Genomic DNA, 17,208 nt, shown 5'->3' with positions numbered 1-17,208 from the left:
AAGTCTTAATTGGTTAATATAGAAGGGAGAAGGTTATGAGATTTACAATTACAAAAAAGTTGGGGCTAGGTTTTCTCTTAGTTATTATATGTATTTTATTAATTGCGACTCTCTCTATAACACAAATTGCAAAGGTTGATAAAAACTACACAAATGTGATTGATCAGCAAGTAAATAAGGTAATCATCTTAAAAAACATGAAAATAGACATGTTGCTCCAATCAGATGGTATAAATGGATATTTACTTACAGGAGAAACCTCCTATCTGACAAATTATGATAGTAGTTCGAAAAGACTGGTGAATGATTTTGATACATTAAATAGTATGGAAAACGATGCTACTAGTAAAGACTTATTTGAAAGCATCCAAAAGCTTCAAGCTGATTTTTTAGTTCTAGGTGACAAGGCAGTCCAGGAAAAAATTTTAGAAAATGAAGAAAATTATCTTTCCCTTATTAATCAGTCTAATGACATTCGTACTGAATTTAGTAATCAAACAGATCAGTTAATTAAATATGAAGAAACAAGAATGAGTGAAATAAGAGGCAAAGTAGAAAGTGAAACAAAGATTTATATTTATATAGTCCTTGCAATAAGTGCCTTTGCGATGATTTCAGCAGTCATACTTGCTGTGTGGATTAGTAGAACGATAGCAAGAGGCATGAGAGATTCTTCTCGTATTATCAAAAAGGTTAGTGAAGGGAATCTTACAAAGCAAGAAGTGAAAGGAAAGCGAAATGATGAATTTGGAGAAATGGTCCAATCATTAAGTATAATGAACGATGAATTAGGCTTAATTATCCAGGAGGTAAGAGAGACAGCTAATATCGTTACTGCCAGTAGTACGGAAATGGAAAATAGTGCAAAAGAAACGGCGATTGTGGCGGAACAGGTTTCTAGTATTTCAGAAAAAACGGTAGAACAAGTGGAGAGCCAATTAAACCAATTTCAAATTGCAGTTGAGAATTACAGTCTTATGAATAAAAGCATGGAAGAAATAACCGTACGTAGTTTCAGTATGAAAGAAAAAATGACTGGCTCCATGCAGAAGGCAAAAGACGGTAATCGCTCCATTGATGATGTGGTTCATAAAATGAAGGACATAAGTTATTCTGTTGAAGATTCCTCCCTGACCATCAAAATGCTGGAAGAAAAGTCTGTAGAAATTAAAAAAATTGCTGAATTAATAACGAATGTCGCAGAGCAAACAAATCTATTGGCATTAAATGCAGCCATCGAAGCTGCAAGAGCAGGAGAACATGGTAAAGGATTTTCTGTTGTGGCAGACGAGGTTAGAAAACTTGCTGAAGAGAGCAGTAATTCTGCCCATTTAATTCAACATGTAACGGATACGATTCAAAAGGAAATAAGCCTGGCAGTTGATGGCATGAATAATACTAACTCGATTGTAAGTAAAGGTCTCTTAGAAACGGAAAAAACAAGTATCGCCTTTAAAGAAATTTTTCAATCTGTTTCCGATGTATCAGAAAATGTACAAGAAGTAACGAATGAAATAGAAGAGCTATCAAAAAATAGCAATGAAATGAAGCGGATTATGGAAAGTGTTTATAAAATTTCGGCAGAAAGTATTTCCTTTACACAAGAAACGTCTGCAGCAACAGAGGAGCAGTTAGCATCTATGACCGAGATGACAGATTCAGCTAAAAGGTTATCGGAAATTGCATCAAGGCTTCAAAAAACTGTGTCCCATTTTACATTATAATTAGCTATAAATAGAAAGAGTCGATCTTTTTGTATAAACAAAAGGAAGATCGGCTCTTTTTTAGCAAAAACATGTAATCATCCCTTTACCATGTATCTATAGAATAGAACTATTTCGTTCTATCCTTAACTGTCTGTTTGACAAGCTGGTGTCCGAATACAGATACTCCTGCAGCTATAATGCCGTTAGTAACTGCTTCAAAGCTAAATCCATATGCAAAAGTGGCTAATACAATAGATGCTAGGAGAAGAATCCAAATGATAGACCAATCAGGTATTATTGGCGTTTGCTTAAGAGCATAGCCGATGATCCATAGAACCGGTACTAATATATAATAATGGTCAAGTAAAAAAGATTGTAACCATTCCACAGTATTTTCCCTCCTTTTATTCTATATTACTAGCATATGTACTAAGGAAGAAAAATGATTGTTACATAACCTATGACAGAAAACACTCTAAGAAAAAATCATCTTATTTATTCATACACTGTCCTTTTTCTTTCCTTTCCTCTATTTAGGGAGTGAAAGGAGGTGATGGAGATGGCAGAAGCAATTTGGAATGAATCAAGTATTAAGCTAACGTTTCAAAATGGTATGAAGGAAAACGGGGATCCTAATTATGTAACAAAGACGTTTAGGAATGTTAAGCAAACGGCATCCCCTGAACAGCTAGCTGAGATCGCAGCAAGTTTATCATCGCTAGTTACTTATACTTTATTTTCTATTGAAAGAAATGATGTCTCAGAAATTATTCAGCCGTAGTAACACCTAAATAGGAATGAAAGGAGAATCTTAAATGGCGAAATCATTAGAGTTAACTTTTGAAACGAGTAATGGGAAGTCAACAAAAATTTCCCTTGAAAGTCCTGTTGAACCAGTAGATGCGGAACAAGTATCAACAGTCATGCAAAGTATTATTTCAGCTAATGCATTAAGCAGTGCGAACGGAGAATTAATTGCAGTGAAAGGAATACGCCTTGTTGAAAGAAATGTAACTGATTATGAGATTTAACGATTAGTAACGGTTTTTGAACAAATTGCTTAAGGGCTAATGGTTTCCATGCCAGTAGCCCTAAGGTAATAAAGAGATACTATGAGGAGGAACTTATAATGGAAGACTTGATTTCATTTATAAGCCAAGTTGGATTTCCAATTGTAATCAGTTTCTATTTGCTGAATAGAATTGAAACGAAACTGGATATTATGATCAAATCAATTCAAAGTTTACCCGAATTAATAAAAGGATAGAATGAAAGAGCTTCTCTATTAATTATAATTGTTTGAAAAATGAAAGGGTTTTCTATTGACAATAATAGTTAAAAATGTTAAATTTACATTAACCGTTATTAACGTATTTAGTATGTTATTTATTGATCGAACTTATATTTTAAGAGATTAATAGTTTAATGCTTATGCGATGAAAATGGTAATTAAAAGATGAAGCTAGCAAAGCTTTTTAGGAGGATTTTTTCACATGAAAAACGGTAAAGTTAAATGGTTTAATGCAGAAAAAGGATTTGGTTTTATTGAAGCAGAAGACGGAAATGATGTATTCGTTCACTATTCAGCGATTCAAGTGGAAGGTTTTAAATCTTTAGAAGAAGGCCAAGACGTTTCATTTGAAGTAGTAGAAGGTGCTCGTGGACCTCAAGCTGCTAACGTTACTAAAATATAATAATAGCATTCCTCATATAAAAAAGGTCAGATCTCTTAAAAGGTCTGACCTTTTTCTATACCATATCCCTCATTATATATAACCAGCTCTATTAGATTTATGTAAATAGAAATAATTGGTTTACTTTTTCTCTCATTCCTTCTCTTACAAAATGTTTGCTATAATGATAGAATATATGCTTTTATCTCCATGTAAATGCATTATGACTTTACTGCATGGAATAAATTGAAGTAAATAATAAGCGTAAATGCAGCTTATAAATAGTTGCATTTTCAAAGGGTTACAAAAATTATTAGTAATAAGAAGCACTCTGCATATACGTACAATCTGATGAGATTAGAATGTAGCGCCCGATTGTAAACGAAGTGTATACAGGGTGCAGATATAGCAACAAACTTTACGAAAACAGCCAAAAATGCTTTTTCATAAAAAATTTTAGAGGTGAAAATAGTGAAATTTATTCATACTGCCGATTGGCATTTGGGGAAATTAGTTCATGGATTATACATGACAGAAGATCAACGCTTTATGCTGAAACAATTTATGGAGCTGGTAGAGAAAGAAAAGCCAGATGCTGTCATTATTGCAGGCGACTTATATGATCGCTCCATTCCGCCTACAGATGCCGTTAATTTACTGGATGAGGTTTTATATTTTATTAATGTTGAGCTAAATACACCAATACTTGCTATATCTGGAAACCATGATAGTGCAGAAAGATTATCTTTCGGAAGTTCTTGGTACCAGAAAAATCAATTTTATTTAAATGGAAAAATCGAAAATAGCTTTTCACCGGTGTCTTTAGCTGGGGTTAATTTCTACTTAGTACCATATTGCGAGCCAGTAGTAGTCAGAAAAATGCTAGAGGATGATTCGATTCTAAATCATCATGACGCAATGAAAGCCATTATTGGTAAAATGGAAAATAATTTGCAGATTAATGAACCAAATGTGTTGATTGGACATAGCTTTGTACTGGGGGGGAAAACATCTGATTCGGAGCGGATTTTATCTGTCGGTGGATCAGGCTGTGTCGGAGTTGAATTGTTTGCCCCCTTTGCTTATAGTGCTTTAGGTCATTTGCATAGCCCGGAGGCTATTAATCATCAAACGGTTAAATATTCAGGCTCCTTAATGAAATATTCATTTTCCGAAGCGAAGCAAAAGAAATCTGTGTCCATTATTGAAATGGATGAAAAAGGGAATTTTACGCAAAAATATCATGCGCTAACACCGGAGAAAGATATGAGAGAGCTAGAAGGTCATATAGAAGAACTGCTAGATATAAATTTTTATCAGCAACAAAAAGTAGATGATTATTTGAAAATAACTTTGCTTGATGAAGGAGCGATACTTGATCCAATCCAAAAGCTAAGACAAGTCTACCCAAATGTTCTGCACTTAGAAAGAAAAATAGAAAACAAAGATCGAAAAGATAAGTCTGTTTTGCAAGTGCAAAAGGAAATACAGCAAAATGAACTGGAATTATTTGCATCTTTTTACGAAGAAATGACTACTGTAACCTTTTCAGAAGAGAAAAAGGATTGGATGGCGAGTGTTATTAATCAAGTTCTAAGAGAGGAGGGACGAAAATGAGACCATTAAAACTAACCATGCAGGCATTTGGTCCATATGCTCACAAAGAGGTTATTGATTTTACTGTTTTAGGCAATCGTACAATGTTTGTCATCTCTGGAAAAACAGGATCAGGTAAAACTACTATTTTTGATGGGATTAGCTATGCTATTTACGGCAAAGCCAGCGGGGAAGATCGCAATGGGCAAGAATTAAGAAGTCAATTTGCCGATGATTCCTTATTAACAGAAGTCAGTTTTGAATTTAAATTAAAGGAAAAACGTTATCTCATCACTCGATCTCCTCAGCAAGAGAAGAAAAAAGAAAGAGGAGATGGATTTACGACAATTGGTGCGAAAGCTGAACTCTTTACATTCGATGAAGAAGGAAAGGAATTGCTTGTTGCTTCCTCTGTTCGTGATGTAGATGAAAAAGTGAAGGAAATTATGCAAATTGATAGCAATCAATTTCGCCAAATACTGATGATTCCACAAGGGGAATTTCGCAAATTACTTACATCAGACAGTAAAGAAAAAGAGAATATCTTGCAACGTTTATTCCATACAGAAATGTATAAGCGTATTGAAGATAAACTAAAGGAGCAGGCACAAGGACTAAAAAAGGAAGTTGAGCAAAAGGTAATATTACGTACAAATTCACTATCTAAAATAGCTGCAGTATTTAATAAAGATTTAATTGCACAAATGGCACAAGATAGTGAGAACGATGTCGCCATTCTCCCGCTATTAGAGCGAGAAATAGAGTCGATGGAAAAAGAGGTAGGAAGATTACAAACGAAGGTCGACGAGAAAAATAAAGAACGAGATGTCATTAAACAGCATTTATTTGAAGCAGAATCGATAATTAAGCAAATGAAGTTAAAAGAAGATCTTTCCACACGTTTAAAGGAATTGGAAAGTCAGAAAACGGAATATACAGAAATAGAAAAGAAAATCGATTTAGCCCAAAAAGCTGCCGTCCTTGCACAGCAAGAGGAAATTTGTCATCACTTAAAAAGACAAATTGATGATAGAAAAGAAGAAGAAAAGGCAATTCGAACATCTATAGAAGCGCTTAAAGCACAACTAATGGAAGCAGATCAACTATATAAGGAAGAGATAACGAAAGAAGAAGAGCGTAAACAATTAGCTAATTACCTTGTTGAATTGAAAAATATGGAAAAGGATGTTCTGCAGTATGCGGAAGTAGAAGGAAAGCTCCATCAATTAACAAAAGCGATGAAAAGCCATGCTTCTAAACAAGAAATCCTTCAAAAACAACGAAAAGAAAAAGAGATTACTATTCAAAAGTATAAAGAGCGGATAAAACAGCTAGACGGTATGAAGGAATTACTTCTAGATAATAAAGATAAAATTCGGAATCTGCAAACTATATTAGAAAGAATAAATGAATATATGGAAGTAGAACATACTAGCATGAAACGAAAGTCTGATGCCAATTCAAAAAAACAATTGCTAGATCAAGTATTAAATAGATATGATGATGCAAAAGCATTAGTAGAAGAACTTGAAAATAAGTGGATTGCCAACCAATCGCTTATTTTAGCAGCAAGTTTAAAAGTGGATGAAGCATGTCCGGTTTGTGGAAGTGTACATCATCCAAGTCCAGCAACAAATCATCTTCATACCGAAGATTTCTCTGAGGAGGATCGAAAAAGTGCAAAAAAGGATCTTGAAAGCATAGAAAAAGAAAAAACAAAAGCAGAAACTGCTTGGCTTGAGGCCAATACACAATGGAAATGGTATACAGAAGATGCAAAGAATAAGCTAAAAAAGGTTGTCGATATCTATCCTTTATTTAGTGATGGGGATAGCGCGATAACAGCAAATACAATTAAAAATCAATTGCAGGAATTGAGTCTTGAGCAAAAGAAATTAGAGGCGCAAACAATAGAGATGGAAAAAATGAAGTTGTCTCTATCTGATGTTGAAGTGCAATTTCAAGAAGTGCAAGCACTACTTGAACAAACAACAGAAGTAATAAGAGAAACAACTATTGAATATACGGAACAAAATACAACCTTAAAAAAAATGCAGGATACGATTCCGGCCGACTTGAGAGAATTACCCAAATATAAAAAAGTATCGCAAGAAAGTATGCTGCGGTTAGAAAAATTGGAAGCTCAATTTGCTTTAGCTCAAGAAAAGTTGCAGAATACGAAAGAAAAATCACAAAAGGAGTTAGTTCGTTTAGAAAGCCTAGAAAAACAAATTAGGCAGCTATCCGAAAGCTTACAGACAGAAAGGGATATATTCTTAGAAAAAATGGCAAAGCAAGGGTTTCCAACCTATCGATCCTATGCAGAAAGTAAATTGCAGGAACAAGAAGTAGAAAAGCTAAAAGCAGCGGTTCAAGCATATCGAGAAGAGTGTCGTTCTGCTTCTGATCGCTTAAAGGATTTAGAAGTTGCACTTAAAGATATTGCGGTTCCAAATATAGAAGAGCTCGAAACGAAGCTAACAAGAATAGTGGAAGAAGCAAATAGATTCCAGCAAGAGCATACAAATATGATAATAAAACAAAAAGATAATAAAGAAATCCAAGCACAAGTACTTGAAATAAACCGGAAAGTAAAAGAATTAGAAAATCAATTTAATCTTGTTGGGCATTTATATGATATTTCAAGAGGTCAAAATGCACAAAGAATTACATTTGAGCGCTATGTTCTTGCATCCTTTTTAGATGAAATATTACTTCAAGCGAACAGTAGACTTAAAAAAATGACTAGTGGGCGATATAAGCTTGTCCGAAAGAGTGATCGATCAAAGGGAAATGTGCAAAGTGGATTAGAATTACTCGTATTTGATCAATATACTGGACAAGAAAGGCATGTTAAAACATTATCAGGAGGAGAAAGTTTTAAGGCAGCATTATCCTTAGCATTAGGTTTAAGTGATGTCGTACAAAATTTTGCTGGTGGAATCTCACTGGAAACGATGTTCATTGATGAGGGCTTTGGAACGCTAGATCCAGAGTCGCTAGATCAAGCAATTGAAACACTGATGGATATCCAAAACGCAGGACGATTAGTCGGGGTCATTTCCCACGTTCCTGAATTAAAGGATCGAATGGAAGTTAGATTAGAGGTTATTGCTGGACAGACTGGAAGCACTACTCGCTTTGAATATTTACATTAAAATATGGTAGAGACGGGATGGATAAGTCAGTGGCTGTATTGGCATGTCAAATCTAGAAAAGGGGAATCCTTCTGTCCATGATCTGGCATCTATTTCATGTCCCCAAAAAATTAACTATCCGTCCAAAATCATCGGCTTAATGAATGAAAACAACATCAGAAGTATGGGAGCGTAATTTTGCGAAAAAAAAGAAAGAAGCATGGCAGAAGCATTTTTATATTATTAATTTTTATCTTTATTCTTCTAATATATTGGAAATTAAATGTGCCTGAAAGAGACTATAGTGATGTGCCAATGCCTACTGAATTGAATCCTATTGTAAAGGAAAAGAAAGATATCCTTGTTCAAAAGGCAGGTGATATTGGAATTCGGACTGTCATTACAGAGGACTTTAGAAGTATAGAAGAGCAAGATCGTTTATATGAGCAAGGAAGAACGACAGATGGCTCAATTGTAACCAATGCAAAGGGCGGGGAGTCTTATCATAATTATGGACTAGCAATAGACTTCGCTCTTTTAGATATTAACGGTGTAGTCATCTGGGATATGGACTATGATGGGAATGGAAATGGCAAAAGTGATTGGATGGAAGTGGTGGAAATAGCAAAAGAATTAGGTTTTCAGTGGGGAGGAGACTGGGCTAATTTTAAGGATTATCCCCATTTTCAAATGGATTTTGGATTAACAATGAAAGATTTGCAAAAGGGCAAAAGACCAGAATAACAAAAAGAGGATGACATGATAATGTCATCCTCTTTTTGTTAACAATTTAGACTAATTCACTAAGTAAATAATGATAAATTAATTTTCCTGTTGCTTCAACAGAAGAAAAATGTGTACGTTCATAGGCATGTGAGGAATCAATTCCTGGCCCAATCAACGCATGTTTGATATCGTGACCAGATCGAATGGCAGCAGAAGCATCAGATCCATAATATGGATAAATATCTAGTTGGTATGGTACTTCATGCTTGTCTGCTAATTGAATAAGATGCTTTCTTAAAGCATAATGATAAGGTCCGCTTGAATCCTTCACACAAATGGATACAGTGTACTCGTCTGTTGATTGACCATCTCCCATTGCTCCCATGTCAACAGCCATATATTCAACAGTTTCTACAGGAATATTGGAATTTCCGCCATAGCCAATTTCCTCGTTATTCGAAAGAAGAAAGTTTGTTGTATACGGTAATTCAATGTTATTTTCTTTCAATTTTTTTATTAATAGTAAAAGAATCGCTGCACTCGCTTTATCATCTAAATGTCTTGATTTAATAAAGCCAGAAGGAGTAACCTCTACACGTGGGTAAAAAGATACAAAGTCACCCACAGCAATGCCAAGGTTATTCACTTCTTCTTGATTCTTAACCATTTCGTCAATGCGAACTTCCATATTGGCTTGATTACGCTCAAGCGTTCTGGCTTCTTTATATACATGGACAGATGCTTGATGAAGAAGGATTGTTCCTGTATATGTCATACCAGAAGAAGTTTCGATTATACAATTTTCTCCTTCAATGCTATTGTATGTGAAACCGCCAATTAAATCTAAGCGCAGTCTGCCATTCGGTTTGATTTCCTTTACCATCGCCCCAAGTGTATCAACATGTGCAGTAAGCATGCGCTGTTTGTCTGTAATTTTTCCAGGAAGTGTCGCAATCAATCCTCCTTTATTATTTTGATAAGTAGAAATATTGGCCTCTTTTAAATATTTCTCTATAAATTGAATAATTGTTTCTGTATTCCCTGATGGACTAGTGACATTAAGCAATTGCTCTAATAGAGCTAAATATTCTTTTTGATCAATATGTATCAAATGAAATTCCTCCTTTTACTATCTACACCATTATACTATTAAAAAAATGAATATTAAATATGCTTGTTCGCTGTTTATCATACTTATGATTGGGGAAGAAAGAGAGGGCTGTGAGTATTTACCATTTTCATTTTAGAAAATATCTGCTATTATTCATTCTTGTCGAAAAAACACAAATTCTGTTCTTTTAGCCCTATTTTTCGTATAAATATAGATATTGCTGGAAATATTCATTAATTTAATGTAAGATGTGATTAATTTGAAATCTACTTTAAGTAAATTTCTATTAATAGGAAGTAAAAGGAATAACCATTTTGAAAATGATATGTTATAATGGATAACGGCATTTTCATTAGCTGCTACTTCTTAACTAGGATGAACAAAAGGAAGGGCAGTAACATATGTAGATAAGGTAGCACTAATTAAGGGAAAATAAACAAATTACTTTAGAAATTGTAAATTTTGAATTGAGGTGAACGGGATTGAAAGGTACAGCAGAATTATTTCGTAAAATGTTATCTAAACATTCTTCTTTCTTTTTAATCGCCATATTTTTATTTTGGATGAAAACGTATATTGGATATAAGGTAGAGTTCAGCATTGGTGTACAAGGACCTATGCAGGAATTTCTATTATTTATTAATCCATTAAGCTCTGCACTTCTCTTTATTGGACTTGCTTTATTTGTTAAAGGGAAAGCACAGCCTGTTTATATTACGATTAATACAGCGTTAATGTCTGCTTTATTGTATGCAAACATTGTGTATTATCGATTCTTTACAGACTTTATAACAGTTCCAGTTGTAATGCAGGTAAAAGTTAATGGTGGACAGTTAAGTGACAGTATTTTATCATTACTTAAACCCTATGATATTCTTTATTTCCTAGATGTTATTATTTTAATCGTCTTACTAGCAACAAAAGCGTATAAACCTACGATACAAAAAAATAGAAGAGCAGCAAAATCTGTTTTTGCACTAGCTATTTTGACATTTGTTATCAATTTAGGATTAGCAGAGGCAGATCGCCCGCAATTATTAAGTCGTTCATTTGATAGAAATTATTTAGTAAAATATTTAGGCGCATACAACTTTACCATTTATGATATCGTGCAAAACGCTAGATCTGAAAGTCAAAGAGCTTTAGCCGATAGCAGTGATATTACTGAAGTGCAAAACTTTATAAGTGCTAATTATGCTGAGCCAAATGATAAATATTTTGGTGCGGCTGAAGGTAAAAACGTTATTTACGTTTCATTGGAATCACTGCAAAGCTTTATTATTAATTATGAATTAAACGGAGAAGAAGTAACGCCGTTTTTAAACTCTTTAATTAAAGATGATAATACTTTCTATTTTGATAACTTTTTCCATCAAACAGGGCAGGGAAAAACCTCTGATGCTGAATTCATGATGGAGAATTCCTTATATGGAATGTCTCAAGGAGCTGTTTTTGTAAATAAAGCACAAAATACCTTACAATCAGCACCCGCCATTCTTAAAGGGGAAGGATATACTTCTGCTGCGTTCCATGGTAACTATAAAACTTTCTGGAATCGTAATGAAATGTATAAAACGATAGGGTACGATTATTTCTTTGATGCTGAGTATTATGATATGTCAGAGGAAAATACGAAAAATTATGGAATGAAGGATATCCCGTTCTTCGAACAAAGTATGCCTTTACTTAAAGGATTAAAGCAGCCTTTTTATACGAAGTTTATTACGTTATCCAACCACCATCCATTCGAAATGGATGAAGGCGATACGGACTTCCCAGCAGGGGACTTTGGTGATAATGCCGTAAACCATTATTTCCAATCAGCTCATTATTTAGATGAATCGATTCGCTTATTCTTTGAAGAATTAAAAGAATCTGGCTTATATGATAATACAGTTATTGTTATGTACGGTGACCATTATGGTATTTCTGAAAATCATAATAAAGCAATGGCTCAAGTGCTTGGCGTCGATGAAGTAACACCATTTATGAACGCACAGCTACAGCGAGTACCGTTATTTATCCATGTACCAGGTGTAGAAGGAAATGTAGTAAGTGAATTTGGTGGCGAAGTAGATGTTATGCCAACATTAATGCATCTTCTAGGTATTGATACAAAGGATTATTTACAAGTAGGTTCTGATTTACTATCTGAACAGCATCGTGAAACAGTTCCATTTAGAAATGGTGACTATGTGTCTCCAACCCTAACAAAAATTGGTGATAACTATTATAATGCTGATGGCGAGTTAGTTGATGCAGAACAAGGTGCTGAACAAGCAGAAGCAGCTGCTGCAGAATTACAAGCATCAGACAACATTGTCATGAAAGATTTATTAAGATTCCATCAGCCGGATGGATTCACGCCAATTAATCGTGATGATTATAATTATATAAAAGGTTCTACAACAACAACTGAAACTGAGGAATCAGTAGAAGAATAATGTGAAATAAAAAAGGCTGGGACATAAGTATTTCAACCAACAACAAACACGGACTAAAATGTAATTATATTACATAAAAGTTCGTGTTTGTTTTTTTAGAAAAAGGTTTAAAAACGAAGTGAAATGAAGCGGAGGACGCTCGACTCCTGCGGGAAATAGAGGAAAGGCTAAGACCCCGCAGCGCATGAGAGGAGGCCACTGAAAAAGTGAATTACCTGGTGAATCGGTAGTTACCAAACCATTCTAACTTAGTGTAGATTTTTGTTTTCCGAGGCTTACCGCTCGCTTTCCACGGGGCGAGCGCCGAGCCGCTTCGTCGCTACGCTCCTGCAGGGTCTCGGACTTTCTCGCATCTCCCGTAGGAGTCGAGCGGACGCCTCTCCAAACCAACTTATTATTCGCTTTCAAATAAATAAAACCTCATTTTATTTGGAGAACTAGACTTTTTCAGTGCCCTCGCATGCGAGGCTCAGCTTCCTCCCCGGCGCATCGTGCGTCTGTAGCGCAATGGAACGACTGAGTTTTTACACTTAACTATATTAAAAAACATAGATAACCATCATGAGAAAGTAGCTTTATTTAAGAGCTAAATTAAAGATTGTTCGTCTTTAAAGACTAGTTATTTAGTTTTGTCCCAGCCTCTTTTTGTCTTTAAAAAGAAAGGCAGAAAAATACTATAATAGATAATCTATAAAGCCAAAGAATCTATAATTCTTTGGCTGAAATACGGATGTTTGAAGCTGTTTTTTTGGCTTATAAAAAGGCTCTAAATGTTCAAAAATATTTCATCAAATTCTTTTAAAAAAGGCTTGCAGGTTAAGAAGGATGAGAGTATGATAACAATGAATATTTCAGAAATTGAAATAATTTTGATAAGAAAAAGGATGATATAGGAATGATGGAATCAGAACAGACGAATTCAGAAAATGAAAGGCTAAGCATCAAGAATGGAGTTTACACAACGATAATTTTGAACATCTCTAATAACTATTTTCCACTCTTTGCAATAAGTGTTTTAGGAGCAACCAATTATCAAGTTGGTTTAATTAGCTCGCTTCCTCCATTTATTGGAATGTTTGCGATGATCATTGGTTCATTGATCATTAATAGGCTTCAGGAGAAGAAGATGTTTACCGTGTATTCTTTTTTAGCTGCAAGGCTTTTTTTAGTTGGTATTGCATTAGTCGTTTTTATACCTGATAAATATCAAGTAATCGTCTTTATTGTTTTGGTTGGGATCATGAATTTTCCTTTTTCCTTTGCGAATTTAAGCTGGCAGGCATTTATAGGGGACATTATTCAAGAAGATAGACGAAGTGATTTTTTTAGCACAAGAAATAAAATGATGACTTTAATCGGGATGATCTCTACTTTTTTTATTGGCATATTTCTTCAATTTTTTGATAAAACAGATCCAATTCCTTTTGTTGGATTATATTTATTAGCTTTTGTATTAGGTTTGCTTGAAATAAATTATTTGAAGAAGCATGTGGAGCCGAAAAAGAAAGAATTGCCTAAAAAAAGGACTACGCATTTTGGGATTTCTGTGTTTAGAAATAAAGCTTTTTTATATTTTATCATTAGCGCCTTGTTTTTTAATTTTGCATGGCAAATGTGTTGGACCTTGTTTAGTATCTATCAAATAAAATACGCTGGAGCTACAGGATTATGGATCAGTTTATTTGCCGTTGCTAATTCAATTGGTCAAATTATTAGTTTTAAATGGTGGGCAAGAATGGCAGATAAACATTCCAATGCAAAGATGCTTATCTTAGTATCGCTTGGAATGGCAATCGCCCCATTCATCACGATCTTTTCAACCAATCTTGTTTTTCTTGTGATAACGAATATATTTGCTGGATTATTTGTGTCAGGTACTGTCTTAATGCTATTTAATCAATTATTGGATGTGACAAATGAGGATAATCGCAGTTTATGTATTTCTAATTATAATATTTTACTTGCGTTTGTTGCTTTTATTGCCCCACAATTTGGTGTATTTATTTTGGAAACAACGAATATTTATACAGCGATGAATATTTCTGGATTTTTACGAGCTTTTAGTGGGATATTTTTCTTTTTCCTCTATATATATTTAAAGAGGAGAGAAGGAGTTTCATTCAAACGCAAGATGGCAAAAATATAAATACACATAATAAATCCCATATCCGTAAAGGCTATGGGATGTCTATGCTTATTAAAGTGGAAAATTAATTCGGAATATGTTAAAATAAATGAATCTTTTAGTGATATCAATTTATCTTCAGTAAAATTCATATAATTTATCTATTATAATGATATCACATAATTGTTCTGCTTGTCAAGATAATTGATTAGGGGTGTATGCAATATGAGTAATAAAGAAGCGAAAGAAAAGGTCCAGGAACAAAAGAGGATAGATTTTGTTCGCAAGGAAATCGACGATAAGTTGAATGTGATAGAAAAAGACATTCACAATATTGGCGGTGATGTTGGTCAATTACGTTCAACCTTTTGGGAGGATGTTACGGTAAACCTTGATGAACCAGATGATGTTATTGAAACCTTTACGAGTATAAAACAACAAGCAGAGCTCCTTGGAGAACGGGAACGAACTTATGGGCAAATTCATCAGCAACAAAAGGTTCTTCAAAAATTGAAGGATACTCCTTACTTTGGCAGAATTGATTTCGATGAGGAAGGGGAAGGCACAGAAGAAATATATATTGGCATTGCTTCTTTTATGGATAAAAAAAATGAGACATTTTATATCTATGATTGGCGAGCTCCTATTTCAAGTGTTTATTATGATTATTCGCCAGGACCAGCATCTTATGAAACGCCTGGTGGGAAAATTGAGGGTGATTTACTATTAAAAAGACAATTTATCATCCGAGACGGGAAGCTTATCAGTTTATTTGATACAGGAGTAACGATTGGAGATGAGCTATTGCTTGAAGTACTTGGCAATAATGCTAATTCCATGATGAAATCAATCGTTGCGACGATTCAAAAGGAACAGAATCAAATTATACGCAATGAAAAAAGCAAATACTTACTTGTGCAGGGCGTGGCAGGAAGCGGAAAAACATCTGCTGCATTGCAACGTGTAGCTTATTTGTTATACAAGCATCGTGATACATTGAAATCAGATAATATTATGCTGTTTTCACCTAACCCATTATTTAATAGCTACGTGTCTACAGTCTTGCCGGAGCTTGGGGAAGAAAATATGCGCCAGTCTACTTTTTATGAGTATTTACAATCACGAATTGGAAAATCTTTTCAAGTAGAGGATTCCTTTTCCCAATTAGAATATTTGTTAACGGAAACGGACTCACTAAAAAAAGAAAATAGATTAAAAAGTATTCAGTTTAAAAGTAGTAAAGCGTTTAAAAAGCTTATCGATGAGTATTTAGATAATTTACATAAAGATGGTGTCGTATTTAAGGATATCGTATTTCAAAACAAAGTATTTATATCAAGTGAAGAATTGATGAGAAAATTTTATGAAATGGAGAGCCATATATCCATACCAAACCGAATGCAATTATTAATTGAATGGGCCCAAAAAGAAATGAAAAAGCATGCAAGAACCGAAAGAAAACAAGGTTGGGTTGATAACGAAATGGAGCTGTTGGATAAAGAGGAGTATTTGGAAGCATTTCATGCAGCTCAAAAAGAAGAAGACTTCGACTATTTCGATCAAGAGGAAAAATTCTTGCGGAAAATTATTGTTAATAAGCACTTTAAGTCTATCTATGCGGCTATTAAAAAATTGCGATTTATTGATGTTTCTGCTATGTATAAAGGGATTTTCGATTTAAGCTGTCCTGCACAATTAACAATGGACGAATGGAGAAGGATTGGCGAGCAAACCATCTTAAACCTGCAAAATAGAACACTGTCGTACGAAGATGCTACACCTTTTGCGTATTTAAAGGATAAATTGGAAGGAAAAAAATCCACTTCGGGAATTCGTCAAGTATTTATTGATGAAGCACAAGATTATTCTGATTTTCAAATTAATTACTTAAAAGAGCTATTTCCTTATAGCAAAATGACGCTACTTGGCGACATTAATCAAGCAATATATGCCCACCAGCATAATGAGATTGTTGCTAATGGAAAAAAGGAAGATGTCGAAAGCATCGTTTTAATGAAAAGCTATCGTTCGACCAAGGAAATTGTGGAGTTTACAAGAGGCCTTGCTGTAAATGGAGACAAAATCGAACCTTTTAATCGTCATGGTGAAAAACCACATGTAGTAAGTGTAGGAGATTCGGCTAAGCAAATAGATGATTTATTAAAGCGAATCGAAGACTGGAAGGGTAATGGCTATAAAACAATTGCAGTTATTTGTAAAACGATTAAAGAAAGCAGTAAAGTATACGAAATGCTTAAAGAGAAAGTAGAAGCAAGATTTATTCAAAAGGGCACCACATCCTATGAAAAAGGCATTTCCGTTATCCCTGCTTATTTAGCTAAAGGAATCGAGTTTGATGGAGTGATTCTTTATAATGCATCAAGCTATAAGGGCGATTTAGAAAAGGAATTGTTTTACACAGCCTGCACAAGAGCCATGCATGGATTAGCTATGTATATAGAAGATGGAATTCTGAATCCATATTTTGAGTGGATAAAGGAAGATACTTATGAGTTAATTGATGGAAGATAATATTTTTCTAAAAAAAGATAGATGAATTTAAAAGTGGTTGGAAGTAATAAGTAAAACGGAGCAGCCGAAATACACGAACTCGATGTTTCGCGAAACAGGGGAGAGCCCCTGTGACAAAGTGTATTTTGGCTGCTGCTTTATTAGTAAGTAATTTTTTT

At 34.4% G+C, this 17,208-nt stretch carries 13 protein-coding genes; 11 read left to right on the top strand and 2 right to left on the bottom strand.

Going from position 1 to position 17,208, the window contains the following annotated elements; genetic code table 11:
- Positions 1 to 35: 35 nt before the first annotated feature.
- Positions 36 to 1,724, top strand: a complete 1,689-nt coding sequence (locus ACTQ5K_RS02620; protein ID WP_031537597.1) for a methyl-accepting chemotaxis protein — start codon at positions 36 to 38, stop codon at positions 1,722 to 1,724.
- A gap of 109 nt (positions 1,725 to 1,833) precedes the next feature.
- Here ACTQ5K_RS02620 and ACTQ5K_RS02615 read toward each other — a convergent pair whose 3' ends face one another.
- Positions 1,834 to 2,094, bottom strand: a complete 261-nt coding sequence (locus ACTQ5K_RS02615; RefSeq protein ID WP_031537598.1) for a phage holin family protein — start codon at positions 2,092 to 2,094, stop codon at positions 1,834 to 1,836.
- A gap of 171 nt (positions 2,095 to 2,265) precedes the next feature.
- Here ACTQ5K_RS02615 and ACTQ5K_RS02610 point away from each other — a divergent pair, with 171 nt between their 5' ends.
- The 7 genes from ACTQ5K_RS02610 (at position 2,266) to ACTQ5K_RS02580 (ending at position 8,856) form a co-directional block, all read left to right on the top strand.
- Positions 2,266 to 2,487, top strand: coding sequence for a DUF1659 domain-containing protein (locus ACTQ5K_RS02610; protein WP_031537599.1), 222 nt, complete (start codon positions 2,266 to 2,268; stop codon positions 2,485 to 2,487).
- A 34-nt stretch (positions 2,488 to 2,521) separates the two neighbouring features.
- On the top strand, positions 2,522 to 2,737 hold the full coding sequence (locus ACTQ5K_RS02605) for a DUF2922 domain-containing protein (RefSeq protein ID WP_031537600.1): 216 nt from the start codon (positions 2,522 to 2,524) through the stop codon (positions 2,735 to 2,737).
- A 98-nt stretch (positions 2,738 to 2,835) separates the two neighbouring features.
- Positions 2,836 to 2,973, top strand: coding sequence for a YvrJ family protein (locus tag ACTQ5K_RS02600; protein ID WP_031537601.1), 138 nt, complete (start codon positions 2,836 to 2,838; stop codon positions 2,971 to 2,973).
- A gap of 226 nt (positions 2,974 to 3,199) precedes the next feature.
- Positions 3,200 to 3,400, top strand: a complete 201-nt coding sequence (locus tag ACTQ5K_RS02595; protein ID WP_031537602.1) for a cold-shock protein — start codon at positions 3,200 to 3,202, stop codon at positions 3,398 to 3,400.
- A gap of 450 nt (positions 3,401 to 3,850) precedes the next feature.
- Complete coding sequence (locus tag ACTQ5K_RS02590) at positions 3,851 to 4,996, top strand: exonuclease SbcCD subunit D (RefSeq protein ID WP_441993547.1); 1,146 nt, start codon at positions 3,851 to 3,853, stop codon at positions 4,994 to 4,996.
- Positions 4,993 to 8,133 carry an AAA family ATPase gene (locus ACTQ5K_RS02585; RefSeq protein WP_441993545.1) on the top strand — a complete coding sequence of 1,047 codons (3,141 nt, stop codon included), beginning with the start codon at positions 4,993 to 4,995 and terminating at the stop codon, positions 8,131 to 8,133. Before ACTQ5K_RS02590 ends, ACTQ5K_RS02585 begins: the two co-directional genes overlap by 4 nt.
- Positions 8,134 to 8,310: 177 nt before the next feature.
- Entirely contained in the window at positions 8,311 to 8,856 is a 546-nt protein-coding gene (locus tag ACTQ5K_RS02580; RefSeq protein WP_031537607.1) for a M15 family metallopeptidase, read from the top strand.
- A gap of 46 nt (positions 8,857 to 8,902) precedes the next feature.
- On the opposite strand, the gene ACTQ5K_RS02575 is transcribed toward ACTQ5K_RS02580, so the two are convergent.
- Positions 8,903 to 9,949 carry a M42 family metallopeptidase gene (locus tag ACTQ5K_RS02575; protein WP_031537609.1) on the bottom strand — a complete coding sequence of 349 codons (1,047 nt, stop codon included), beginning with the start codon at positions 9,947 to 9,949 and terminating at the stop codon, positions 8,903 to 8,905.
- 512 nt (positions 9,950 to 10,461) lie between these two features.
- Here ACTQ5K_RS02575 and ACTQ5K_RS02570 point away from each other — a divergent pair.
- The 3 genes from ACTQ5K_RS02570 (at position 10,462) to helD (ending at position 17,050) form a co-directional block, all read left to right on the top strand.
- Positions 10,462 to 12,393, top strand: a complete 1,932-nt coding sequence (locus ACTQ5K_RS02570; protein ID WP_441993693.1) for an LTA synthase family protein — start codon at positions 10,462 to 10,464, stop codon at positions 12,391 to 12,393.
- Between the two features lie 895 nt (positions 12,394 to 13,288).
- Positions 13,289 to 14,539 carry an MFS transporter gene (locus ACTQ5K_RS02565; protein ID WP_235249448.1) on the top strand — a complete coding sequence of 417 codons (1,251 nt, stop codon included), beginning with the start codon at positions 13,289 to 13,291 and terminating at the stop codon, positions 14,537 to 14,539.
- Between the two features lie 204 nt (positions 14,540 to 14,743).
- Positions 14,744 to 17,050 (top strand): RNA polymerase recycling motor HelD, encoded by a 2,307-nt coding sequence (gene helD / locus ACTQ5K_RS02560; RefSeq protein ID WP_441993542.1) that lies wholly within the window; start codon positions 14,744 to 14,746, stop codon positions 17,048 to 17,050.
- The last annotated feature ends 158 nt before the right edge of the window (positions 17,051 to 17,208 follow it).

It is taken from the genome of Niallia sp. Sow4_A1, from assembly GCF_052116745.1.
GTDB lineage: Bacteria > Bacillota > Bacilli > Bacillales > Cytobacillaceae > Niallia > Niallia hominis.
This window is presented reverse-complemented; position numbering and strand designations above follow the sequence as displayed.